The 17,497-nt window shown below is 72.4% G+C and carries 17 protein-coding genes; 11 read left to right on the forward strand and 6 right to left on the reverse strand.

Annotation, left to right across the window (positions count from 1 at the left end; translation table 11 throughout):
- Positions 1 to 2: 2 nt before the first annotated feature.
- Complete coding sequence (locus BJY14_RS33855) at positions 3 to 830, forward strand: DUF3710 domain-containing protein (RefSeq protein ID WP_179847324.1); 828 nt, start codon at positions 3 to 5, stop codon at positions 828 to 830.
- 198 nt (positions 831 to 1,028) lie between these two features.
- Here BJY14_RS33855 and BJY14_RS33860 read toward each other — a convergent pair whose 3' ends face one another.
- Both BJY14_RS33860 and BJY14_RS33865 read right to left on the reverse strand, forming a co-directional pair.
- A complete protein-coding gene (locus BJY14_RS33860; RefSeq protein ID WP_376770057.1) occupies positions 1,029 to 1,688 on the reverse strand; it encodes a PIG-L deacetylase family protein in 660 nt (219 codons plus the stop codon).
- Between the two features lie 74 nt (positions 1,689 to 1,762).
- Entirely contained in the window at positions 1,763 to 3,043 is a 1,281-nt protein-coding gene (locus BJY14_RS33865; protein ID WP_179847326.1) for an ArsB/NhaD family transporter, read from the reverse strand.
- 229 nt (positions 3,044 to 3,272) lie between these two features.
- Between BJY14_RS33865 and BJY14_RS33870 the strand changes: the two genes are divergently transcribed.
- From BJY14_RS33870 to BJY14_RS33880, 3 genes are all read left to right on the forward strand, one after another.
- Positions 3,273 to 4,070, forward strand: a complete 798-nt coding sequence (locus BJY14_RS33870) for an ABC transporter ATP-binding protein (RefSeq protein WP_179847327.1) — start codon at positions 3,273 to 3,275, stop codon at positions 4,068 to 4,070.
- Between the two features lies 1 nt (position 4,071).
- Positions 4,072 to 5,427 (forward strand): FtsX-like permease family protein, encoded by a 1,356-nt coding sequence (locus tag BJY14_RS33875; protein WP_179847328.1) that lies wholly within the window; start codon positions 4,072 to 4,074, stop codon positions 5,425 to 5,427.
- Between the two features lie 68 nt (positions 5,428 to 5,495).
- Positions 5,496 to 6,320, forward strand: coding sequence for a hypothetical protein (locus BJY14_RS33880; RefSeq protein ID WP_218905707.1), 825 nt, complete (start codon positions 5,496 to 5,498; stop codon positions 6,318 to 6,320).
- Here BJY14_RS33880 and BJY14_RS33885 read toward each other — a convergent pair.
- Positions 6,283 to 7,290, reverse strand: coding sequence for a hypothetical protein (locus tag BJY14_RS33885; protein ID WP_179847329.1), 1,008 nt, complete (start codon positions 7,288 to 7,290; stop codon positions 6,283 to 6,285). The two genes, BJY14_RS33880 and BJY14_RS33885, sit on opposite strands and share 38 nt — an antisense overlap.
- Positions 7,291 to 7,371: 81 nt before the next feature.
- Complete coding sequence (locus BJY14_RS33890; protein ID WP_179847330.1) at positions 7,372 to 8,838, reverse strand: MFS transporter; 1,467 nt, start codon at positions 8,836 to 8,838, stop codon at positions 7,372 to 7,374.
- A gap of 140 nt (positions 8,839 to 8,978) precedes the next feature.
- On the opposite strand from BJY14_RS33890, the gene BJY14_RS33895 reads away from it, so the two are divergent.
- Both BJY14_RS33895 and BJY14_RS33900 read left to right on the forward strand, forming a co-directional pair.
- Complete coding sequence (locus BJY14_RS33895) at positions 8,979 to 9,401, forward strand: OB-fold nucleic acid binding domain-containing protein (protein ID WP_372505204.1); 423 nt, start codon at positions 8,979 to 8,981, stop codon at positions 9,399 to 9,401.
- 28 nt (positions 9,402 to 9,429) lie between these two features.
- Positions 9,430 to 10,125 (forward strand): DUF3159 domain-containing protein, encoded by a 696-nt coding sequence (locus BJY14_RS33900; RefSeq protein WP_312879519.1) that lies wholly within the window; start codon positions 9,430 to 9,432, stop codon positions 10,123 to 10,125.
- Positions 10,126 to 10,358: 233 nt separating this feature from the next.
- On the opposite strand, the gene BJY14_RS33905 is transcribed toward BJY14_RS33900, so the two are convergent.
- On the reverse strand, positions 10,359 to 11,018 hold the full coding sequence (locus BJY14_RS33905) for a potassium channel family protein (RefSeq protein WP_179847331.1): 660 nt from the start codon (positions 11,016 to 11,018) through the stop codon (positions 10,359 to 10,361).
- The gene (locus tag BJY14_RS33910; protein WP_179847332.1) at positions 11,018 to 11,683 is read right to left on the reverse strand and encodes a potassium channel family protein; all 666 of its coding nucleotides are present in this window, start codon (positions 11,681 to 11,683) and stop codon (positions 11,018 to 11,020) included. The genes BJY14_RS33905 and BJY14_RS33910 overlap by 1 nt, the downstream gene beginning before the upstream one ends.
- Before the next feature lie 248 nt (positions 11,684 to 11,931).
- On the opposite strand from BJY14_RS33910, the gene BJY14_RS33915 reads away from it, so the two are divergent.
- The 5 genes from BJY14_RS33915 (at position 11,932) to BJY14_RS33935 (ending at position 17,447) form a co-directional block, all read left to right on the forward strand.
- Entirely contained in the window at positions 11,932 to 13,965 is a 2,034-nt protein-coding gene (locus BJY14_RS33915; protein WP_179847333.1) for an APC family permease, read from the forward strand.
- Positions 13,958 to 15,295: a class I SAM-dependent RNA methyltransferase gene (locus tag BJY14_RS33920; RefSeq protein WP_179847334.1), complete on the forward strand. Its 1,338-nt coding sequence runs from the start codon at positions 13,958 to 13,960 to the stop codon at positions 15,293 to 15,295. The genes BJY14_RS33915 and BJY14_RS33920 overlap by 8 nt, the downstream gene beginning before the upstream one ends.
- A 281-nt stretch (positions 15,296 to 15,576) precedes the next feature.
- A complete protein-coding gene (locus BJY14_RS33925) occupies positions 15,577 to 15,978 on the forward strand; it encodes a PASTA domain-containing protein (protein WP_179847335.1) in 402 nt (133 codons plus the stop codon).
- Between the two features lie 271 nt (positions 15,979 to 16,249).
- Entirely contained in the window at positions 16,250 to 16,843 is a 594-nt protein-coding gene (locus tag BJY14_RS33930) for a hypothetical protein (protein ID WP_179847336.1), read from the forward strand.
- Positions 16,844 to 16,997: 154 nt separating this feature from the next.
- Positions 16,998 to 17,447 carry a hypothetical protein gene (locus BJY14_RS33935; protein ID WP_218905708.1) on the forward strand — a complete coding sequence of 150 codons (450 nt, stop codon included), beginning with the start codon at positions 16,998 to 17,000 and terminating at the stop codon, positions 17,445 to 17,447.
- Positions 17,448 to 17,497 lie beyond the last annotated feature (50 nt).

The raw sequence follows: 17,497 nt of genomic DNA on the forward strand, positions 1-17,497 counted from the left end.
TCGTGGCTTTTGGACGTCGCCGGCAGGCCGAGGAGCCCGCGGAGGGTCCCGAGGTGACCGAGGAGCCGGCGGAGACCGCCGAGGAGGCTCCCGCCGAGGCGGGGTCGGCCAAGGCAGAGACGCCGGAGGGCGGCCCGTGGGACTCCGAGGAGTCCTTCCCCGAGCTGCAGCGGCTGGATTTCGGGGCTCTCCAGGTGCCGGTCGCGCCGGGGCTGGGTTTCCAGGTGAACTTCGAGGCGACCCAGGTCGACGAGGAGGGCAACCCGCTCGACGGGCGCCCCGTCGCCGTGCTGGTGCAGTACGAGGAGAGCGCCATGCAGCTCCAGGTGTTCGCCGCGCCGAAGCGCAGCGGCATCTGGGACGACGTGCGCCGTGAGACCGCCAAGGACATCCAGGAGGAGGCGCAGGGCCAGACCCAGGAGGGCGAGGGCCCGTTCGGCTCCGAACTGCTGGCGATGGTCCCGGCGGCGCTGACCGAGGAGGTCCTCGCCGAGATGCCGCAGGAGGTCCGCGAGCAGATCCCGGCGGAGTTCGTCGAGCAGGGCTGGGCGCCGCAGATCATCCGCTTCCTCGGCGTGGACGGCCCTCGCTGGTTCCTCCAGGCCGTGGTGCAGGGCGCCGCGATCGAGGACGAGGAGCAGTGGCAGGTCCTGGAGGACGTGCTGCGCGGCGTGGTCGTGCACCGCGGCGACGCCCCGATGCCGCCCCGCGAGCTGCTGGAGCTGCAGATCCCGCAGGAGTTCAGCGAGGCCGGCGAGGACGGGGAAGAGGAGGCCGTGGAGACCTTCGACCCGTTCGAGCGCGGCCCGGAGATCACCGAGGTCCGCTGACCCCACGAGCACCGGACCCGCCCGCCCGCACGCTTTTCGGACGTGCGACCGGGCGGGTTCGCGGCGTCTGGGCCCGGCCGATCTCTTGCCTTGGACCGCCCCGCGGGCGGTCAATCGGGACATGTCCAAGAAGACGCGCAAACGCCGGGCCCGCAAGCGGAGCAAGCACAACAAGGGCAGGCGGCCCAACGCCCGCCACTAACTCCCGATCATCTCGAACGTCATCGCGTGCTCGACGCCCGCCTGCTTCCCGCCCGCCTCGGCCGCGCCGGTGAGGAACGCCTCGGCGTCGAACCCGGCGCCGAGCTCGGCGAAGTACACGCGGTGCGCGAGCAGCGAGTCGATGCCGGCCCTCAGGTGGCCGGTGACGTCCACGTAGTGGGTGGGCTGCGGCGACCCGCCGAACAGCGCGAACCGCACGCCCTGCCACGGTTCGAGGCCGAGGTCGCGGAACACCCACCGGTTGGCCGCGTCCCGGACCGCGTCCGCGACCGCGAGGCCGAGCGCCCGGTGGTCGGCCATGTTGAAGCCGCCGCCGGGGAAGGTCTCGCGGAAGTTGACGGACAGCACCACCTCGGGCCGGTGCCGCCGGATCGCCGCGGCGAGCATCCGCCGCAGCGGCAGGCCGTACTCCAGCGTGCCGTCCGGAAGGTCGAGGAACTCGACCTCACGGACGCCGACGATCCGCGCCGCCTCGACCTGCTCGGCGCTGCGGATCCGCCGGACCTCGCCGGGGTCCATCGAGTCGATCCCGGCCTCCCCGCGGGTGGCCAGCACCTCCGCCACGGTCTTGCCCTGGCCCGTCCACTTGGCGACCGCCGCCGACGTCCCGTACTCCAGGTCGTCGGGGTGCGCCACGATCGCGAGCGCGCGTTCCCAGTCCTCAGGCACCTCGTCCATGCCCCCATCCTCCCCCGGACGGCGGCCGATCGTCACAGGTAGCGGAGCCAGAGGTACGGGGTCGCCAGGGCGACCGTCACGAGCGTGACGACGAGGCCGTAGCGGGTGAAGCGCCAGAAGCTGATGGGCGTGCCGTTGCGCGCGGCGATGCCGAGCACGACCACGTTGGCGCTGGCCCCGATGGCGGTGGCGTTGCCGCCGAGGTCGGCGCCGAGGGCGAGGGCCCACCACAGCACGTGCCCGTCGGCGCCGGGGTGCCGCTGGACGAGGTCGGAGACGATCGGGCTCATCGTCGCCACGTAGGGGATGTTGTCCACGATCGCCGACAGCCCGGCGGACGCCCACAGCAGCAGCATCGTGGCGGCGCCGAGGCGGCCGGCGGTGGCGTCCGCCGCGGCCCTGGAGATCTCGCCGATGACGCCGGTCTCGACGAGGCCGCCGACCATGACGAACAGGCCGGCGAAGAAGACCAGCGTGGGCCACTCGACCTCGCTGAGGGCCTCCTCCGTGGTCACCCTGGTCGCGGCGACGAGCAGCCCGGCGCCGAGCAGCGCCACCACGGACGGCTCGTAGTGCAGGACGGGATGCAGCACGAACGCCACGATCACGATGGCGAGGACGGCGAGCCCCTGCGCGAGCAGGCGGCGGTCGGTGATGGCCTCCCGCTCCTCCAGCTCCATGATCTCGGCGGCGAGGTCCGGGTCGTAGCGGAACGCCGAGCGGAACAGCCACCGGCACAGCAGGCAGAACACGACCATCAGCACCACGACCAGCGGGGCCAGATGGACCAGGAAGTCGTTGAACGACAGGCCGCCCCGGCTGGCGATGATGATGTTGGGCGGGTCGCCGACCAGGGTCGCGGTGCCGCCGATGTTGGACGCCATGACCTCGGCGATGAGGTACGGCTCGGGCGCCAGCGCGAGCCGCTCGCAGACGAGGAACGTGACGGGCGCGACCAGCAGGACGGTGGTGACGTTGTCCAGCAGCGCGGACGCCCCCGCCGTGAGCACGACCAGCATCACCATGAGCCGGTAGGGGCGCCCCCGCGCGCGTTTGGCGGCCCAGATCGCCACGTACTCGAACACGCCCGTCCGGCGCAGCACCGAGACGATGACCATCATGCCGAGCAGCAGGAAGATGACGTTCCAGTCGATCCCGGACTCGGAGGAGAAGAACGCGCCCCGGGCGTCGGTGATGTGCAGCAGGAGCATCAGGCCCGCGCCGCCGAGCGCGACCGCCGTCCGGTGCACCTTCTCCGACGCGATCAGCACGTACGCGCAGACGAAGATGACGATCGCGGCGGTGGCCTGCACAGAACCTCCTGGACGGCATGCGGATGACGGGACCTGCCGACCGGACTTCCCTGCGCACCACCGGTGACTCTAACCGTCCGGGCACGCCGCGGAGGAGGCCGGGCCCGGCGATGGTGGGGTTTTGCCTACCCCGATCGGAGTGCTGGACCCATCCTCCGCGGCGCCGCGCGTCCGTAGCTTCGTGTCCCGAAGGCGCCCCGCGAGGGGGCGCCGGGCGGAGGTGAGGACGATGTTCGGACGCAGGGGACCGGAGCCCGCGCACCGGGTGCCGGGTGAGGCGCTCCGGCTGGAGAACGTGCGCCGGGTGTACGGCCCCGAGGGCAACCGGGTCGTCGCGCTGGACGGCGTGTCGCTGTCGCTGCCGACCGGGTCGTTCACCGCGGTCATGGGCCCGTCCGGGTCCGGCAAGAGCACGCTGCTGCAGTGCGCCGCGGGCCTGGACCGTCCCACCGGGGGCCGCGTCTTCGTCGACGGTGCGGAGCTGACGGGCGACGGGGAGGCGGAGCTGACGAAGTTCCGGCGGGAGCGGATCGGCTTCGTCTTCCAGCAGTTCAACCTGCTGCCGACGCTGTCGGTCATGCAGAACACGGTGCTCCCCCTGAAGCTCGCCGGCCGCAAGGTGGACAAGGACCGGGCGCGGGCCGTCCTCGGGCGGGTGGGCCTCGGCGAGCGGCTCGGGCACCTGCCCGCGGAGCTGTCCGGCGGGCAGCAGCAGCGGGTGGCGATCGCGCGGGCGCTGCTCACCCGGCCGCGGGTGCTGTTCGCGGACGAGCCGACCGGCGCGCTCGACACCCGCAGCGCCCGCGACGTGCTCGGCCTGCTGCGCGAGTCGGTGGCCGCGTTCGGGCAGACGGTGGTGATGGTGACCCACGACCCCGTCGCCGCGTCCTTCGCCGACGCCGTGCTGTACCTGGCCGACGGGCGGATCATCGGCCACCAGCCCGCGCCGACCGCCGAGTCCGTCGCGGAGCGGATGACGCACCTGGCCGACGAGGTCGAGCGCCAGCGCATGACGGCGGGGGCGTGAGATGTTCGCACTGGCGATCGGTTCCCTGCGCAGGCGCGCGGGCGCGTTCACGGCGAGCTTCCTCGCCCTGTTCCTCGGCTCGACGATCATCATGGCGTTCGCCTCGATGCTGGACACCGCCGCGTCGGGCGGCGCGACCGGGGAGGCCCAGAGCACGCTGGTCATCATGGCGAACGTCGTCGGCGGCTGGGGGCTGCTGCTCGTGGTGTTCGCGGTCACCTCCACGCTGACCCTCTCGGTGCGGCAGCGGGCCTCGGAGATCGCGCTGCTCAAGAGCGTCGGCGCGACCCCGGCGCAGCTCGCCCGGATGATCGTCGGCGAGGCGGCCGCGCTGGCGGTGGCCGCGGCGCTGCTCGCGATCGTCCCCGGGATGGTGGCCGGCCGGGGCGTGCTCGGCCTGCTGCACGACACGGGCCAGGTGCCCCCGGAGATCGGCCACAGCTTCGGCCCGGTCGCGCTGTCGATGGGGATCGGCATCACGACGGTCTCCGCGACCGCCGCCGCGCTGATCACCGCCCGGCGCGCCACCCGCGCCGGCGTCGCCGACTCGATGCGGTCCGCGGCGGTGGACACCGGGAGGCTGAGCAGGAAGCGCATCGTCTTCGCGGTCCTGTTCCTGCTGCTGGCGCTGGACGAGGCGGTCATCACGGTCACGCTGATGGACGGCAAGGGCAGCGACGTGATGGCGACGTCCGGGCAGGCCGACATCCTCGCCGCGATCGGGCTGGCGCTGCTGGCTCCGGCGATCATGCGGCGGGCGACGGCCCTGCTGGGCCGGCCGCTGCGCGCGTTCGGCGCGGCCGGCGAGCTGGCGGCCGCCACCATGCGGCGCCGGACGGGCGCGCTGGCGTCCGCGGTCACCCCGGTCATCCTGTTCGTCGGCACGGCCGTCGGGACGCTCTACCTCCAGGCCACCGAGAACGCGGCGATGGAGGCCGCCGGGCTGGCCAAGACGGCCGAGCAGAAGAGCATCGAGACGCTCAACTTCGTCGTCATCGGCATGGTGGTGCTGTTCACGGCGATCATGCTGGTCAACACGCTGGTCGCGGCGACCGCGCACCGGCGCCGCGAGTTCGGGCAGACCCGGCTCGCCGGCGCGACCCCGCGCCAGGTGCTCGCCTCGGTGGCGCTGGAGTCGGCGGTGCTGACGGTGACCGGCGTGGCCTGCGGGACGGTCGCCTCGGTGTTCACGATCGTGCCCTTCGGGCTGGCCCGCCGCGACTCCGCCGTCCCGGCCGGGGACGCGTGGACCTACCTCGCGGTCGTCGCGCTCGCCGCCGCCCTGACCGGCGCCACGACGTGGGCCGCCACCCGCCGCGCGATCCGCGTCCCCGCCGTGGAGGCCGCCCTCCGCTGACCGCCCGGCTTGTCTTCGCGTGGGTGCTCGCCCATACTGGGTGAGCACTCACTCATTTAGGAGCGGACATGGCGGGATCGGTGGAGGCCTCGCGCGGCGGGTTCCCGGTGGCGGCCGCCGTCCGGGGCCTGCGGGCGTTCTGGACGCGCGGCCGCCGGGTCGAGCGCGCCGCCTACGCCGTCGGGGCGGCGCTCATCGCCTCGGGGCTGCTGCACCTGGTCGTGTTCGCGGTCGACGGCGGCCCGTGGACGGGACCGGTGTCATGGCGCAAGCCCGTCACCTTCGGGCTCTCCTTCGGCCTGACGCTCCTCACGATCGCGTGGGTGAGCACGTTCGTCCGGCTGGGCGACCGCGCGCGGACCGCGATCCTCGGCGTGTTCGCCGCCGACTGCGTCGCGGAGGTCTCCCTCATCACCCTCCAGGCATGGCGCAAGGTCCCGTCCCATTTCAACGAGGAGACGGCGTTCGACACGGTCGTCACCCGGATGCTGGCGGCGGGCGGCGGGATCCTGGTCGTCACGCTGGTCGCGCTCGCGGCCGCCTCCTTCCGCCGGAACGGGGAGACCGCGCCGAGCATGCGGCTGGCCGTCCGGTCCGGCTTCGCCGCCCTGATGCTCGCGCTGGCCTCCGGCGCCGCCATGATCGCCCGCGGGGTCACGGCGGTGGAGTCCGGCGACCAGCAGGCCGCCTACCACGTGGTCGCCGCGCTGAAGCCGGCGCACTTCGTGACCATGCACGCGATCCTCGTCCTGCCGCTGCTGGCCTGGCTGCTCACGTTCACCGGCCTGCCCGAGACCCGCCGCGTCCGGGCCGTCGCCCTCGCCTCCGGCGCCTACTGGGCGGTGGCGGCGCTGGTCATCGCGGTCTCCGCCGTCCGCTTCGCGACCGCCTGAACCGTCCGCCGGACGGGCGATCCGCCTTCGGCGACCGGGCCGTGCGTTCCAGGCCGGGCGGCGCGCCGTCCAGGATCTCACCGCCGAGGGCCTCACGGAGCGCGGCGGCCGTCGCCTCGGCGTGCGTCCCGTGCACGGCGGTATGGACGACCGTGCCGAGCGCCGGGTGCTCGACGATGTGGAGGGCGGTCTCCTCGTCCATGGTCGTGTAGATGGCCTCCTTCCAGCCCGAGCCGTCGGTGTCCCTGCCGACGACGGCGATGTTCCAGTCCTCTGTAAAGGCCCAGACGGCCGCCCTCTCGGCGTCATCGGTGGCGAGGCGGACCCAGACGACCGGGCGCGGGACGGCCCGGTTCGGGATCCCCGGCCGGACCGTGACCCAGTCCTCCTCGCCCTCCACCGGCCGCGCGGGAGCAAGGACGCCCGTCGGCCGCTCCCGGGGCGCCTCCCGCATCACCACCGGCGCATGGACGAGTTCGGCGGCGACCGCACGCGCGTACTCGGCCGCCTCCCGGACGTCGCCATCGCCGTGGCCGAGAGCGCGCTGGAGCAGATCCGCGGTCTCCGGATCGGGCTCAGCGCCGCCCGTGGCCATCATCAGCGCGACGAGCGTCCAGGGCGCGTCGGAGAGCGTCCCCTCCAGTTGCGCGCGCAGCGTCTGCTCCGTCCAGACCTGGACGTGTTCGCCGATGACCGCCCGGATCGCCACGGCCTCGTCCGCGGACTCCGCCCGGACGAACACGGCCTTCACCCCGACCTCGTCGGCCGCCACCTCGATCAGCAGGGTCCGGCCCGACGCGTCCGCGTACACGTCGGCGAGGGTCTCACCGCCGAAACCGCCGTTTCCGTAGTACGCGAACGTCAGGCCCGTCGCGTCGGCGAGCGCGCTCAGGAGCGCGTCGTCGACCCCGTCCTCGTACCGGATCACGAGCGCGCTCCGGTACGGGCCGACGTCCACAGGAGTGATCATCCGGGTACGGTACCGGCGCCCGGGAACACGCGTCCGCCCCGAGCCGGGCTCGGGGCGGACGGGAGTTCGGTGCGCGCGGGTTCAGTGCGCGCGGGCGCGGCGGGGGAGGAGGAAGGCGACGAGGAACGCGGCGGCGGTGAGCCCGGCCGTCAGGACGGTGACCTGCTCGGCGGCCTCCAGCGCGGCGGGCGCGGCGAACCGTCCGGCCACCGGGGCGCCGACCGCCCCGAAGAAGACCGTGCCGAGGACCGCGATGCCGAGCGACGCGCCGAGCTGCTGCACCGACTCCAGCGCGGCCGAGCCGGAACCCACCTCGTGGTCGGCGATGTCCGCGACGATCACGTCGAACAGCGGGACGAAGATCATGCCCATGCCGGCGCCGAACAACAGCAGCGGCGCGGCCAGGTGCCAGCCGCCGACGCCCGTCCCGGCCGCCTCGAACACCGCGTACAGGGCGGCCAGCCCGGCGAGCATGAGCAGCAGCCCGAGGTGCAGGATCCGGCGGCCCAGCCGGGCCATCGTCATGCCGCTGAACGCCGACCCGGCGAACGCCCCGGCCGCCCAGGACGACATCGCCAGGCTCGCGGCCAGCGGCGTGTAGCCGAGGCCGAGCTGGAGGAACAGGCCGGTGGCGAGGGAGAACCCGGCGATCGCGCCGAAGAAGACGACGACGAACAGCACGCCCGAGGAGTAGGCGCGGCCGGCGAACACGCTCAGCCTGACCAGCGGCGTCCGTCCCCGGCGGGCGCGGCGCAGCTGGTGCAGGGCGAACAGGGCCAGGACGGGGAACGATCCGGCGAGCAGCGCGAGCGACCAGGCCGGCCAGCCGAGCTCGCGGCCCTGGACGAGGGGGTAGACCAGCATGCTCATGCCGAGGCCTCCGAGCAGCATCCCGGAGACGTCCAGGCCGCCCGAGCGGTCGGCGGCGGACGGGGCGGGCAGCGCCCTGGCGCCCACGATCAGCGCGTAGGCGCCGACCGGCACGTTCACCAGGAAGATCGCGCGCCAGCCGGTGCCGAACAGGTCGGCGTCGATCAGCAGGCCGGCGACCACCGGGCCGAGGATGGTGGCCAGCCCGATCACGGGTCCGAACAGGGCGAACGCCTTGCCGGTGTGCGCGCCGAACAGGTCGCGGATCAGCCCGAACCCCTGCGGGATCATCACCGCGGCGCACAGGCCCTGCGCGACCCGGGCGGCGATCAGGCTCTCCGGCGACCAGGCGAACGCGCACGCCGCCGACATCGCCGTGAACGCGGCCGCGCCCGCCAGCAGGACGGGCCGCCGCCCGAACATGTCGCCGAGCCGCCCGCCGGTCAGCAGCGCCACCGCGAGGGCGAGCGTGTAGCCGGCGGCCGTCCACTGCAGCGCGGAGAAGGAGCCGCCGAGGTCCGCGCGGATCGCGGGCGCGGCCACGTTCACCACGGTGGAGTCGAGCAGGTTCAGCAGCGTGGCGGCCAGGATCGCCGAGAGTCCGAGCCAGCGGCGCGGGGCGCCGTCGGCCGGCCGCGTCCCGGCTACGGGCGCCGGGGTTTCGAGGGTGGCGGTCATGATCCGTCCTTCCATCCTGGAGCGGAATGCTCTGTTCCGATAATAGCAGAACGGAATGCTTCATTCCACATTGCGGCCGGCCGGGTTCCGGCGGCGGGCAAGGGGTCCGCTTCGTCCGGGGATGCCATACGCTTCGAGGTATGGACGAGGTTTCGGCCAGTACCCCGCCGGGGGCGGGGCCCCGCGGACGCGAGCGCGGGAAGGGCGGACTGCGGCGCTTCCTGCGGCGCATGGCGTCCACCAAGGCCGAGCTGGAGGCCGAGGAGCTGCAGAAGACCACTGGCGACGAGGGCGCGACGCCGATCACCGACTGCGCCGCGCGCAAGCGGCACTGCGTGGCGGGTACGCTACGTACCGTGACGCTCCGTCCCCGGGGCGGCGCACCCGCCCTGGAGGCCGAGCTCTACGACGGCACCGACGTGATCAACCTGGTCTGGCTCGGCCGCCGCAAGATCGCCGGGATCGACCCGGGGCGCCGGCTGCGCGCCGAGGGACTGGTGAGCGAGCAGGACGGGCGCAAGGTCATGTTCAATCCGCGATACGAGCTGCGCGGCGGCGCGTGAGGCCGCGGCGAACCGCCGGGAGAGCGACGTGAGCGAAACGGAAACGGGCACCGCGCGGGAGACCGCCGCACACGACACCGTGGAGGCGGCCGTCCGCGCCCAGCTCACCAAGGCGCTCGGCGGCGTGCGCGGCATGGTCGAGGCGGCGGTCCCGACGATCGCCTTCACCGGCACCTACGTCGCCGCCAAGGACGTCAAGCTCGCCGTCGGCGCCGGTGTCGGCGCCGCGGTGGTGCTGCTCCTGGTCCGGCTCGCGCAGCGCTCCAGCCCGCAGTTCGTCCTCAACAGCCTGATCGGCATCGCGATCGCCGCGTTCTTCGCGCTGCGCTCGGGCAAGGCCGAGAACGCCTTCCTGCCCGGCATCATGCTGAACGCCGGCTACGCCGCCGCGATGATCTTCTCGATCGCGGTGCGCTGGCCGGTCGTCGGCTTCATCATCGGATCGGTCACCGGCGACCCGACCGCCTGGCGGGCCGACCCCGGGATCGTCCGGCTGTGCTCCCGGCTCACCTGGCTGCTCGTGCTGCCCTGCGCCGCGCGCGTCGCCGTCCAGTACCCGATCTACCTCGCCGACGGCGACCAGAGCGGCCTGCTCGGCACCGCGAAGATCGCGATGGGCTGGCCGCTCCAGGTCGCCGCACTGGGCGCCATGGTCTGGCTCCTCACCCGCGGCCGCACCCCGATCACCCCCGGGGCCCCGGCCGAGAACAAAGAACCCGCCTAGCGAACTCCGGCCTGGCCTCCACCTTCTCGCCGTACCTTCTTCGCGCCGACCTCAGCCGTCGCAGCAACCACGCGACAACCTCAATGGTCGCGATCGCGTCCGAAGGCAGGTTCGAGCTTGCGAGAACCTGATCGCGCAGCGAGCCGCCAAGGCGAGTCGGAGCGATGCCAGCGATCGCCCGCGTTTCTCGACGATGGAGGGCCGCCAAGCCCGAAGGAGGAGAGAAATGCCAGTTATCTACCGCCGAGGAGTTCGGCGAGTTCGTCTTCGACGTCCTGGCTGGCCACGAACATCAGCTCGTCGCCCGGCTCCAGGGTGTCGTCGGGGGTGGGGACCAGCACCCGGCCCTCGCGCAGGATCGCCACCAGCGCGGTGTCGCGCGGCCAGTCCACCGATCCGACGCGCTCGCCGCCGAGGGGGGCGTCGTCGGGGAGCGTCAGCTCCACCAGGTTGGCCTCGCCCTGCCGGAACGTCATCAGCCGGACGAGGTCGCCGACGCTGACGGCCTCCTCCACCAGCGCCGACAGCAGCCGCGGCGTGGAGACCGCCACGTCCACGCCCCACGACTCGTTGAACAGCCACTCGTTGTTCGGGTGGTTGATCCGCGCCACCACCCGGGGCACCCCGTACTCGGTCTTGGCCAGCAGCGACACGACCAGGTTGACCTTGTCGTCGCCGGAGGAGGCGACCACCACCTGGCAGCGCTCCAGCGCCGCGTCGTCCAGCGCGGCGATCTCGCACGCGTCGGCCAGCAGCCACTCCGCGCGCGGCACCATCTCCACCTTGATGGCCTTCGGGCTCTTGTCGATCAGGAGCACCTCGTGCCCGTTCTCCAGCAGCTCCTGGGCGATGGACCGGCCCACCGCGCCCGCCCCCGCGATCGCGACCCGCATCACGCGTCCTCCCCGTTCCGCGCCGCGACCGCGGCGTTGACACGCTCCAGGTCGTCGGCCTCCGCCATGATGTGCACGATGTCGCCGTCCTGGATCACCGTGTCCCGCTCGGGGACGAGCGCCTCGCCCATCCGGGACAGGAACGCCACGCGCGTCCTCGCGTGCTCCTCCAGCTCGCCGACCTTCTCGCCCACCCACAGGTGGCCGGAGTCCAGCTCGGCGAGCACGACCGCGCCGGTCGGGTCGCGCCACAGCGGCTCGGCGCCCTCGGGGAGCAGGCGGCGCAGGATCTGGTCGGCCGTCCACCGGACGGTCGCGACCGTGGGGATGCCGAGGCGCTGGTAGACCTCCGCCCGGCGCGGGTCGTAGATCCGGGCCACCACGTTGTCGACCCCGAACGTCTCGCGCGCCACCCGCGCGGAGATGATGTTGGAGTTGTCGCCGCTGCTGACGGCCACGAACGCCGACGCGCGCTCGATGCCCGCCTCGGCGATGACCTCGCGGTCGAACCCGAACCCGGTGATGCGGCGGCCCCGGAACCCGCTGCGGAGCCGGCGGAACGCCTCCGGGCTCTGGTCGATGATGGCCACCGAGTGACCCTTGTCCTCCAGGATGTGGGCGAGCGTCGAGCCGACCCGCCCGCATCCCATGATCACGATATGCACGGCCGTTCCCTCTTCCGTCCAGGGGGACGCTCCCCCTGTACCCCCCGCGCCGGGCACGGCATTCGCCGCCGACACCGCGCCGCACCCGAGGACCGTTTCCTCTGAATGATCCCTGCCGGGCTGCAAACCTACACATCCGCCCAGGCGAGTACTACTCAACCAGCAATCCGCCGGGGCGGCGAGGCGCCCGCGGGGGCGGGGGCGGCCGGGCGCTGCGCGGCGCCCCGCAGGGGCTAGAGTCTCGTTGCGTGTCAAAGGTTCCGGACCTCGCGAAGCGGCTCCTCCTCGGTCGCGCGCTGAGCAGCGCCCAGCAGCACGAACAGCTGCTGAAGAAGCGCATCGCGCTGCCCGTCTTCGCGAGCGACGCACTGTCGTCGGTCGCCTACGCCCCGCAGGAGATCCTCCTCGCGCTCGGTGCCGGCGGCCTCGTGATGTACCACTACACCCCGTGGATCGCCGCGGCCGTCGTGATCATCCTGCTGACCGTGGTCGCCTCCTACCGGCAGAACGTCCGGGCCTACCAGAGCGGCGGCGGCGACTTCGAGGTCGCCACCACCAACCTCGGCGGCAACTGGGGCGTCGTGGTGGCGAGCGCGCTGCTGGTCGACTACGTCCTCACCGTGGCGGTGTCGGTGTCGTCGGGGGTGGAGAACCTCGGCGCCCTGCTGAAGTTCATGCAGCCGCACGAGGTCGCCGTCGCGATCGTCATCGTCGTGCTGCTCACCCTCGGGAACCTGCGCGGCCTCAAGGAGGCCGGGGTCGCCTTCGCGATCCCCACCTACCTGTTCATGTTCGCGGTCTTCGGCATGCTGGCGTGGGGACTGGTCCGGCTGGTGTCGGGCGCCCAGCTGCAGGCCGAGACGGCGCACTACGAGGTCCGCGGCGACGAGATGGGCATCGCCGGGTTCGCCCTGGTGTTCCTGCTGCTGCGGGCCTTCTCCTCCGGCTGCGCCGCGCTGACCGGGGTCGAGGCGATCAGCAACGGCGTGCCCGCGTTCAAGAAGCCCAAGGGCGAGAACGCCGCCACCACCCTGCTGGCGCTCGGGCTCGTCGCGATGACGCTGTTCGGCGGCGTCACCGCGTTCGCCTACATCACCGACGCGAAGTTCGCCGAGCCCGACCAGGGCAGCCAGCTGATCGATCCGTCCACCGGCAAACCCGTCACCGACGCCGACCCGGTGATCGCGCAGGTGGCGCACACGGTGTTCAGCAACTTCACCCCCGGGTTCGCGCTCGTCACCGCGATGACCGCGCTGATCCTGTTCCTCGCCGCCAACACCGCGTTCAACGGGTTCCCGGTGCTCGGCTCGGTGCTCGCGCAGAACCGCTACCTGCCGCGCCAGCTCCACACCCGCGGCGACCGGCTCGCCTACAGCAACGGCATCATCATCCTCGCCACCATGGCCGGGCTGTTGATCTACGCCTACGACGCGTCCGTCAGCCGGCTGATCCCGCTCTACACCGTCGGCGTGTTCGTGTCGTTCACCGTCAGCCAGGTCGGCATGGTCCGGCACTGGAACCGGCTCCTGGCCACCGAGCCGGACGCGGCGCAGCGCCGCCGGATGCGCACCTCCCGCGGGATCAACGCCTTCGGCGCGACCCTCACCGGAATCGTCCTGGTCGTCGTGCTGATCACCAAGTTCGCGCTCGGCGCCTACATCGTCTGCATCGCGATGCCGCTGCTGTTCCTGCTGATGAAGGCGATCAGGCGGCACTACGACCGGGTCGCCGCGGAGCTGGTGCCCTCCGGCGAGGACGTCGCGCTGCCCGCCCGCAACCACGGCATCGTGCTCGTCTCCAAGATCCACAAGCCGACGCTGCGGGCCCTGGCCTACGCCCGCGCCACCCGCCCGTCCACCCTGGAGGCGGTGACCGTCGCGGTGGACCACGAGGAGTCGCAGCGGCTCCAGCAGGAGTGGGACGCCCTCGACATCCCCGTCCCGCTGAAGATCCTCGACTCCCCGTACCGGGAGATCACGCGCCCCGTCCTGTCCTACGTCAAGGGGGTCCGGCGCAAGAGCCCCCGCGACGTCGTCACCGTGTTCATCCCCGAGTACGTCGTCGGCCACTGGTGGGAGCATCTCCTGCACAACCAGAGCGCGCTGCGGCTGAAGGGCCGGCTGCTGTTCCAGCCGGGCGTGATGGTGACGAGCGTCGCCTGGCAGCTGCAGTCCTCCGACCGGCTCAAGGGGCGCAAGGAGCCGCCGGGGCCCGGCTCGTCCCGGCGCCCGCCGCGGGCCGGAACGCGCCCCGGGGCCGGTAGTGTTTCGGACCGTGACTGAACTCGAACCCGACGTCCTCGAACTGGAGGTCGGCAACGTCGCCAACGGCGGTTTCTGCGTCGCCCGGCACGAGGGGCGCGTGGTCTTCGTCCGGCACGCCCTGCCCGGCGAACGGGTGAGGGCCCGCGTCACCGACCGCACCAAGAACTTCCTCCGCGCCGATGCCGTGGAGATCATCGAGGCGTCCCCCGACCGGGTGCAGGCGCCCTGCCCGTTCGCCGGTCCCGGGCGGTGCGGCGGCTGCGACTGGCAGCACGCCTCCCTGCCCGCCCAGCGGGCGCTGAAGGCCGCGGTCGTGCAGGAGCAGCTGGAGCGGCTCGCAGGGATCACCCGCACGGTCGTCGTCGAGGAGGTCCCGTACCCGGTCGACGGCGAGGTGGTGCCGCAGCCGGGGCTCGGCTGGCGCACCCGCGTCCAGTTCTCGGTCTCCTCCGGCGTCGTCGGCCTGCGCAAGCACCGCTCGCACGACATCGAGCCGGTGGACGAGTGCCTGATCGCCCACCCCGGCGTGGAGCTGATGGGCATCGAGCGCAAGCGCTGGCCGGGCGCGTCGGGCGTCGAGGGCGTGGTGTCGGCGAGCACGGGCGACCGCCTCGTCGTGCTGCGCGGCCGCGACCGCCGCAAGATCCGCGTCCCGCGGCTGGACGTGCCGGTCCGGCTCGTGCGCGGCAAGCCCGAGCCGGGCTCGGGGCTCCCGTACGTGCGCGAAGAGGTCTCCGGGCGGCTCTACCAGGTCAGCGGCAGCGGCTTCTGGCAGGTCCACCCCGGCGCCGCGCAACTGCTCGCCGACGCCGTCGTGGACGCCCTCGAACCGAAGCCCGGCGACATCGCCCTCGACCTGTACTGCGGCGTCGGCCTGTTCGCCGGCGTCCTCGCCGACCGCGTCGGCGGCGACGGCCTCGTCGTCGGCATCGAGTCGGACGGCCAGGCCGTCCGCGACGCCCGCTTCAACCTGCGCGACCTGCCGAACGTCTCGATCGAGCGGGGCTCCGTGGAGGAGGTCGTCGCCGACCTGGAGTTCGGCCGCGCGTCCTCGGGCTCGCGCACCCAGAACAAGCGCGGCACCGGCCACCACGGAGGCTCCCGCGTCCGCAAGGCCGACCTCGTCGTCCTCGACCCGCCCCGCACCGGCGCGGGCCGCGAGGTCGTCGACCACATCACCCGCGTCGCCGGCCGCAAGATCGCCTACGTCTCCTGCGACCCGGCGACCCTGGCCCGCGACCTCGCCTACTTCAGCGAACGCGGCTGGACCCTCGAGTCCTTCCGCGCCTTCGACGCCTTCCCCATGACCCACCACGTAGAGTGCCTCGCCACCCTGGTCAAGGGATAGGATCGGCGCTGACCTGCACTGATTCTCTTGGGTGCGTTTCAGTGCGGGTCAGTGCGACCCCCTGTATTTCAAGATCATGGCGCATGGATCGCGCACGGTCATGAACGCGTGAACGTCAGGGCCGCGCCATCTCGCGGCCCGAATCGGGGCTGAACGGGCTGCGCCTGTGAGACGAGCGTGGCCGGATGGTGACAGCGAGCTATCTCGTGTGAACCGTTCACCGAAGGTGAGGCGTCCAACACGCGTTCCTCCGCCGTCGGCAGATCACGACAGGACCGTCCATGCGCAGCCTCACCATCATTGCCGCACTTCCCGCGGCCGCTCTGGCCCTCACCGCGTGCGGCGGCACCGCGGACAATGCCGCCCCGACCAAGACCGTGACCGTCGCACCGCCCAGCGCGACCGCGCCCGCGAGCACGCCGACGGTCCCTCCGAGCAGCGCGAAGCCTCCGGCCGCGAAGAAGATCCGCGTCCCGAATGTGGTCGGGAAGAACCACCAGGCCGCGCAGGACCTCATGCAGGCGGCCGGCCTCTGGATGCTGCGGGAGGAGGACGCGACCGGACAGGGACGGATGCTCATCCTGGACCGCAACTGGCAGGTGGTCCGCCAGAACCCGAAGGCCGGGACGAGCGTCGCGCCGGAGGCCACGATCACCCTGTACTCCAAGAAGATCGGGGAGTAGGCCCCCGTTCACCCGCCCGTCAGCCCCTGGCCGGCGGGCGCCATTCCACTGGCAGGACGTACTCCACCTCGTAGCGGTCCGTGGGCACCACGATGTCGGCCGTCTCCACCGCCCGCTCCGCCGTGCGATAGGTCCGCTAAATGACCATGACCACGGCCCCGAGCGCCTCACCGAGCAACTCCGTCTCGGACTGGAGTACCGGCCGCGCCGTCACGACCTCCTGCACCGACTCGACGTGCTGCTCCCCGGGTGGAGGATTGAGGGGAGTGACTTGCCGTCCCTCCCGTTTCGTGCCGTTCGGGAAGGGGGCGGCGAGAAGACGATCATTCTGGGTGCCGGTTCCGCTGACGCGCTGTGGAACCTGCTGTCCCAGCAGGACGCCGCTGAAAGCGGACGCGCGCTTCTGGCGCTGGGCAAGGCGCTGGTGGAGCGCGGTGCGACGGTCATCGAGCACGGCGGCAGCATCGTCACCAGGACGCGGACCGGGGTCGCTCGTTCGGTCGGTGCGCTGCGGGGCCGGTTCGTCTGGGACTCCGGGCTCGATCTCGGCCCGACCGGCGACGTGGGCGAGGTCGCCGGGAAGATCGTGCGGCTGCTCGGCCTGGAGCCGCACCCGCAAATGTCGGTGCTCGCCCGGCGCATGGGCGTGCGCGGCTACGCCGTGGACATCTCCGCTTCGGAGATCACCGTGACGACCCCTCTCGGCGTCTCACCACCGCGTGCCGTGCGGGTCACCTGCGAGCCGCGGCCGACGGACGAGGACCGCGACTGGTTCTGGACGCACTGGGGTGACGCGCTCGCTGAGGCCGGCGACATCACCGGCGCGGAGGTCGCCCTCGTCGGGCTGCTGGCAGCCCAGCCGTGACCCGGGCCCACCCATGCCACAGCGGCTGAGGCCTAGGCGAACACAACACAGAGTGTGTCCGCTTGACCCTGTAGCGTGACTCGCGCGTGTGAGTGGCGCGACGACAGGAGGGGATATGCGACTGCCCCGATGGGCTCCATGGGTCGGGGGCGTGTTGGGCGATTCTCCGGCCATCACCAGCGTGAAGCCCTTCGCCGACGCGGGGATCACCGATCCCCGGTTCGGGCACATCATTACTCTGACCACGGGCGCCCAGATCGAACTGCAATGGGTACGGACCAGTCCGTCGTCGGGCGATGAGCACGATGAGGTCCCGGTCACTGGGGATCCGCCCGTGCCGGTGACCCTGCCGGAACTGCCGAGTTCGGGCCGGACGTCAATCCGCCTGATCGAGCAGCACCTCGCCGCGCTCATCGTCAACGGGGGGAACCCGGAGATCCGGGCGGTCGAGCGGAAGTCGACCCGCGCGGAAGCCGGCCTGCGGCCGTGCTGCGTCATCGTGCGCATGCACAGCGGTGCCGACATCTTCGGCGTGTTCCGAAGCCTGGCGCCTGCCGGTGCCTCGCTCGGCGGGGGTGGTTTCCAGCAGGGGGAGGAGGTGTGAATGAGAGTCCGGCCCGGAACTTGAAGTAGCAGCCTGGGTGAAGTCGCGTG

The sequence above is a fragment of the Actinomadura luteofluorescens genome (genome assembly GCF_013409365.1).
Taxonomy (GTDB): Bacteria; Actinomycetota; Actinomycetes; order Streptosporangiales; family Streptosporangiaceae; genus Spirillospora; species Spirillospora luteofluorescens.

Excerpts from the sequence above, each read along its gene's own strand:
- BJY14_RS33875 (WP_179847328.1), top strand. The coding sequence starts at position 4,072 with ATGTTCGCACTGGCGATCGGTTCCCTGCGCAGGCGCGCGGGCGCGTTC.
- BJY14_RS33885 (WP_179847329.1), bottom strand. The coding sequence starts at position 7,290 with ATGATCACTCCTGTGGACGTCGGCCCGTACCGGAGCGCGCTCGTGATC.
- BJY14_RS33870 (WP_179847327.1), top strand. The coding sequence starts at position 3,273 with ATGTTCGGACGCAGGGGACCGGAGCCCGCGCACCGGGTGCCGGGTGAG.
- BJY14_RS33925 (WP_179847335.1), top strand. The coding sequence starts at position 15,577 with ATGCGCAGCCTCACCATCATTGCCGCACTTCCCGCGGCCGCTCTGGCC.
- BJY14_RS33890 (WP_179847330.1), bottom strand. The coding sequence starts at position 8,838 with ATGACCGCCACCCTCGAAACCCCGGCGCCCGTAGCCGGGACGCGGCCG.
- BJY14_RS33905 (WP_179847331.1), bottom strand. The coding sequence starts at position 11,018 with ATGCGGGTCGCGATCGCGGGGGCGGGCGCGGTGGGCCGGTCCATCGCC.
- BJY14_RS33880 (WP_218905707.1), top strand. The coding sequence starts at position 5,496 with ATGGCGGGATCGGTGGAGGCCTCGCGCGGCGGGTTCCCGGTGGCGGCC.
- BJY14_RS33895 (WP_372505204.1), top strand. The coding sequence starts at position 8,979 with ATGGACGAGGTTTCGGCCAGTACCCCGCCGGGGGCGGGGCCCCGCGGA.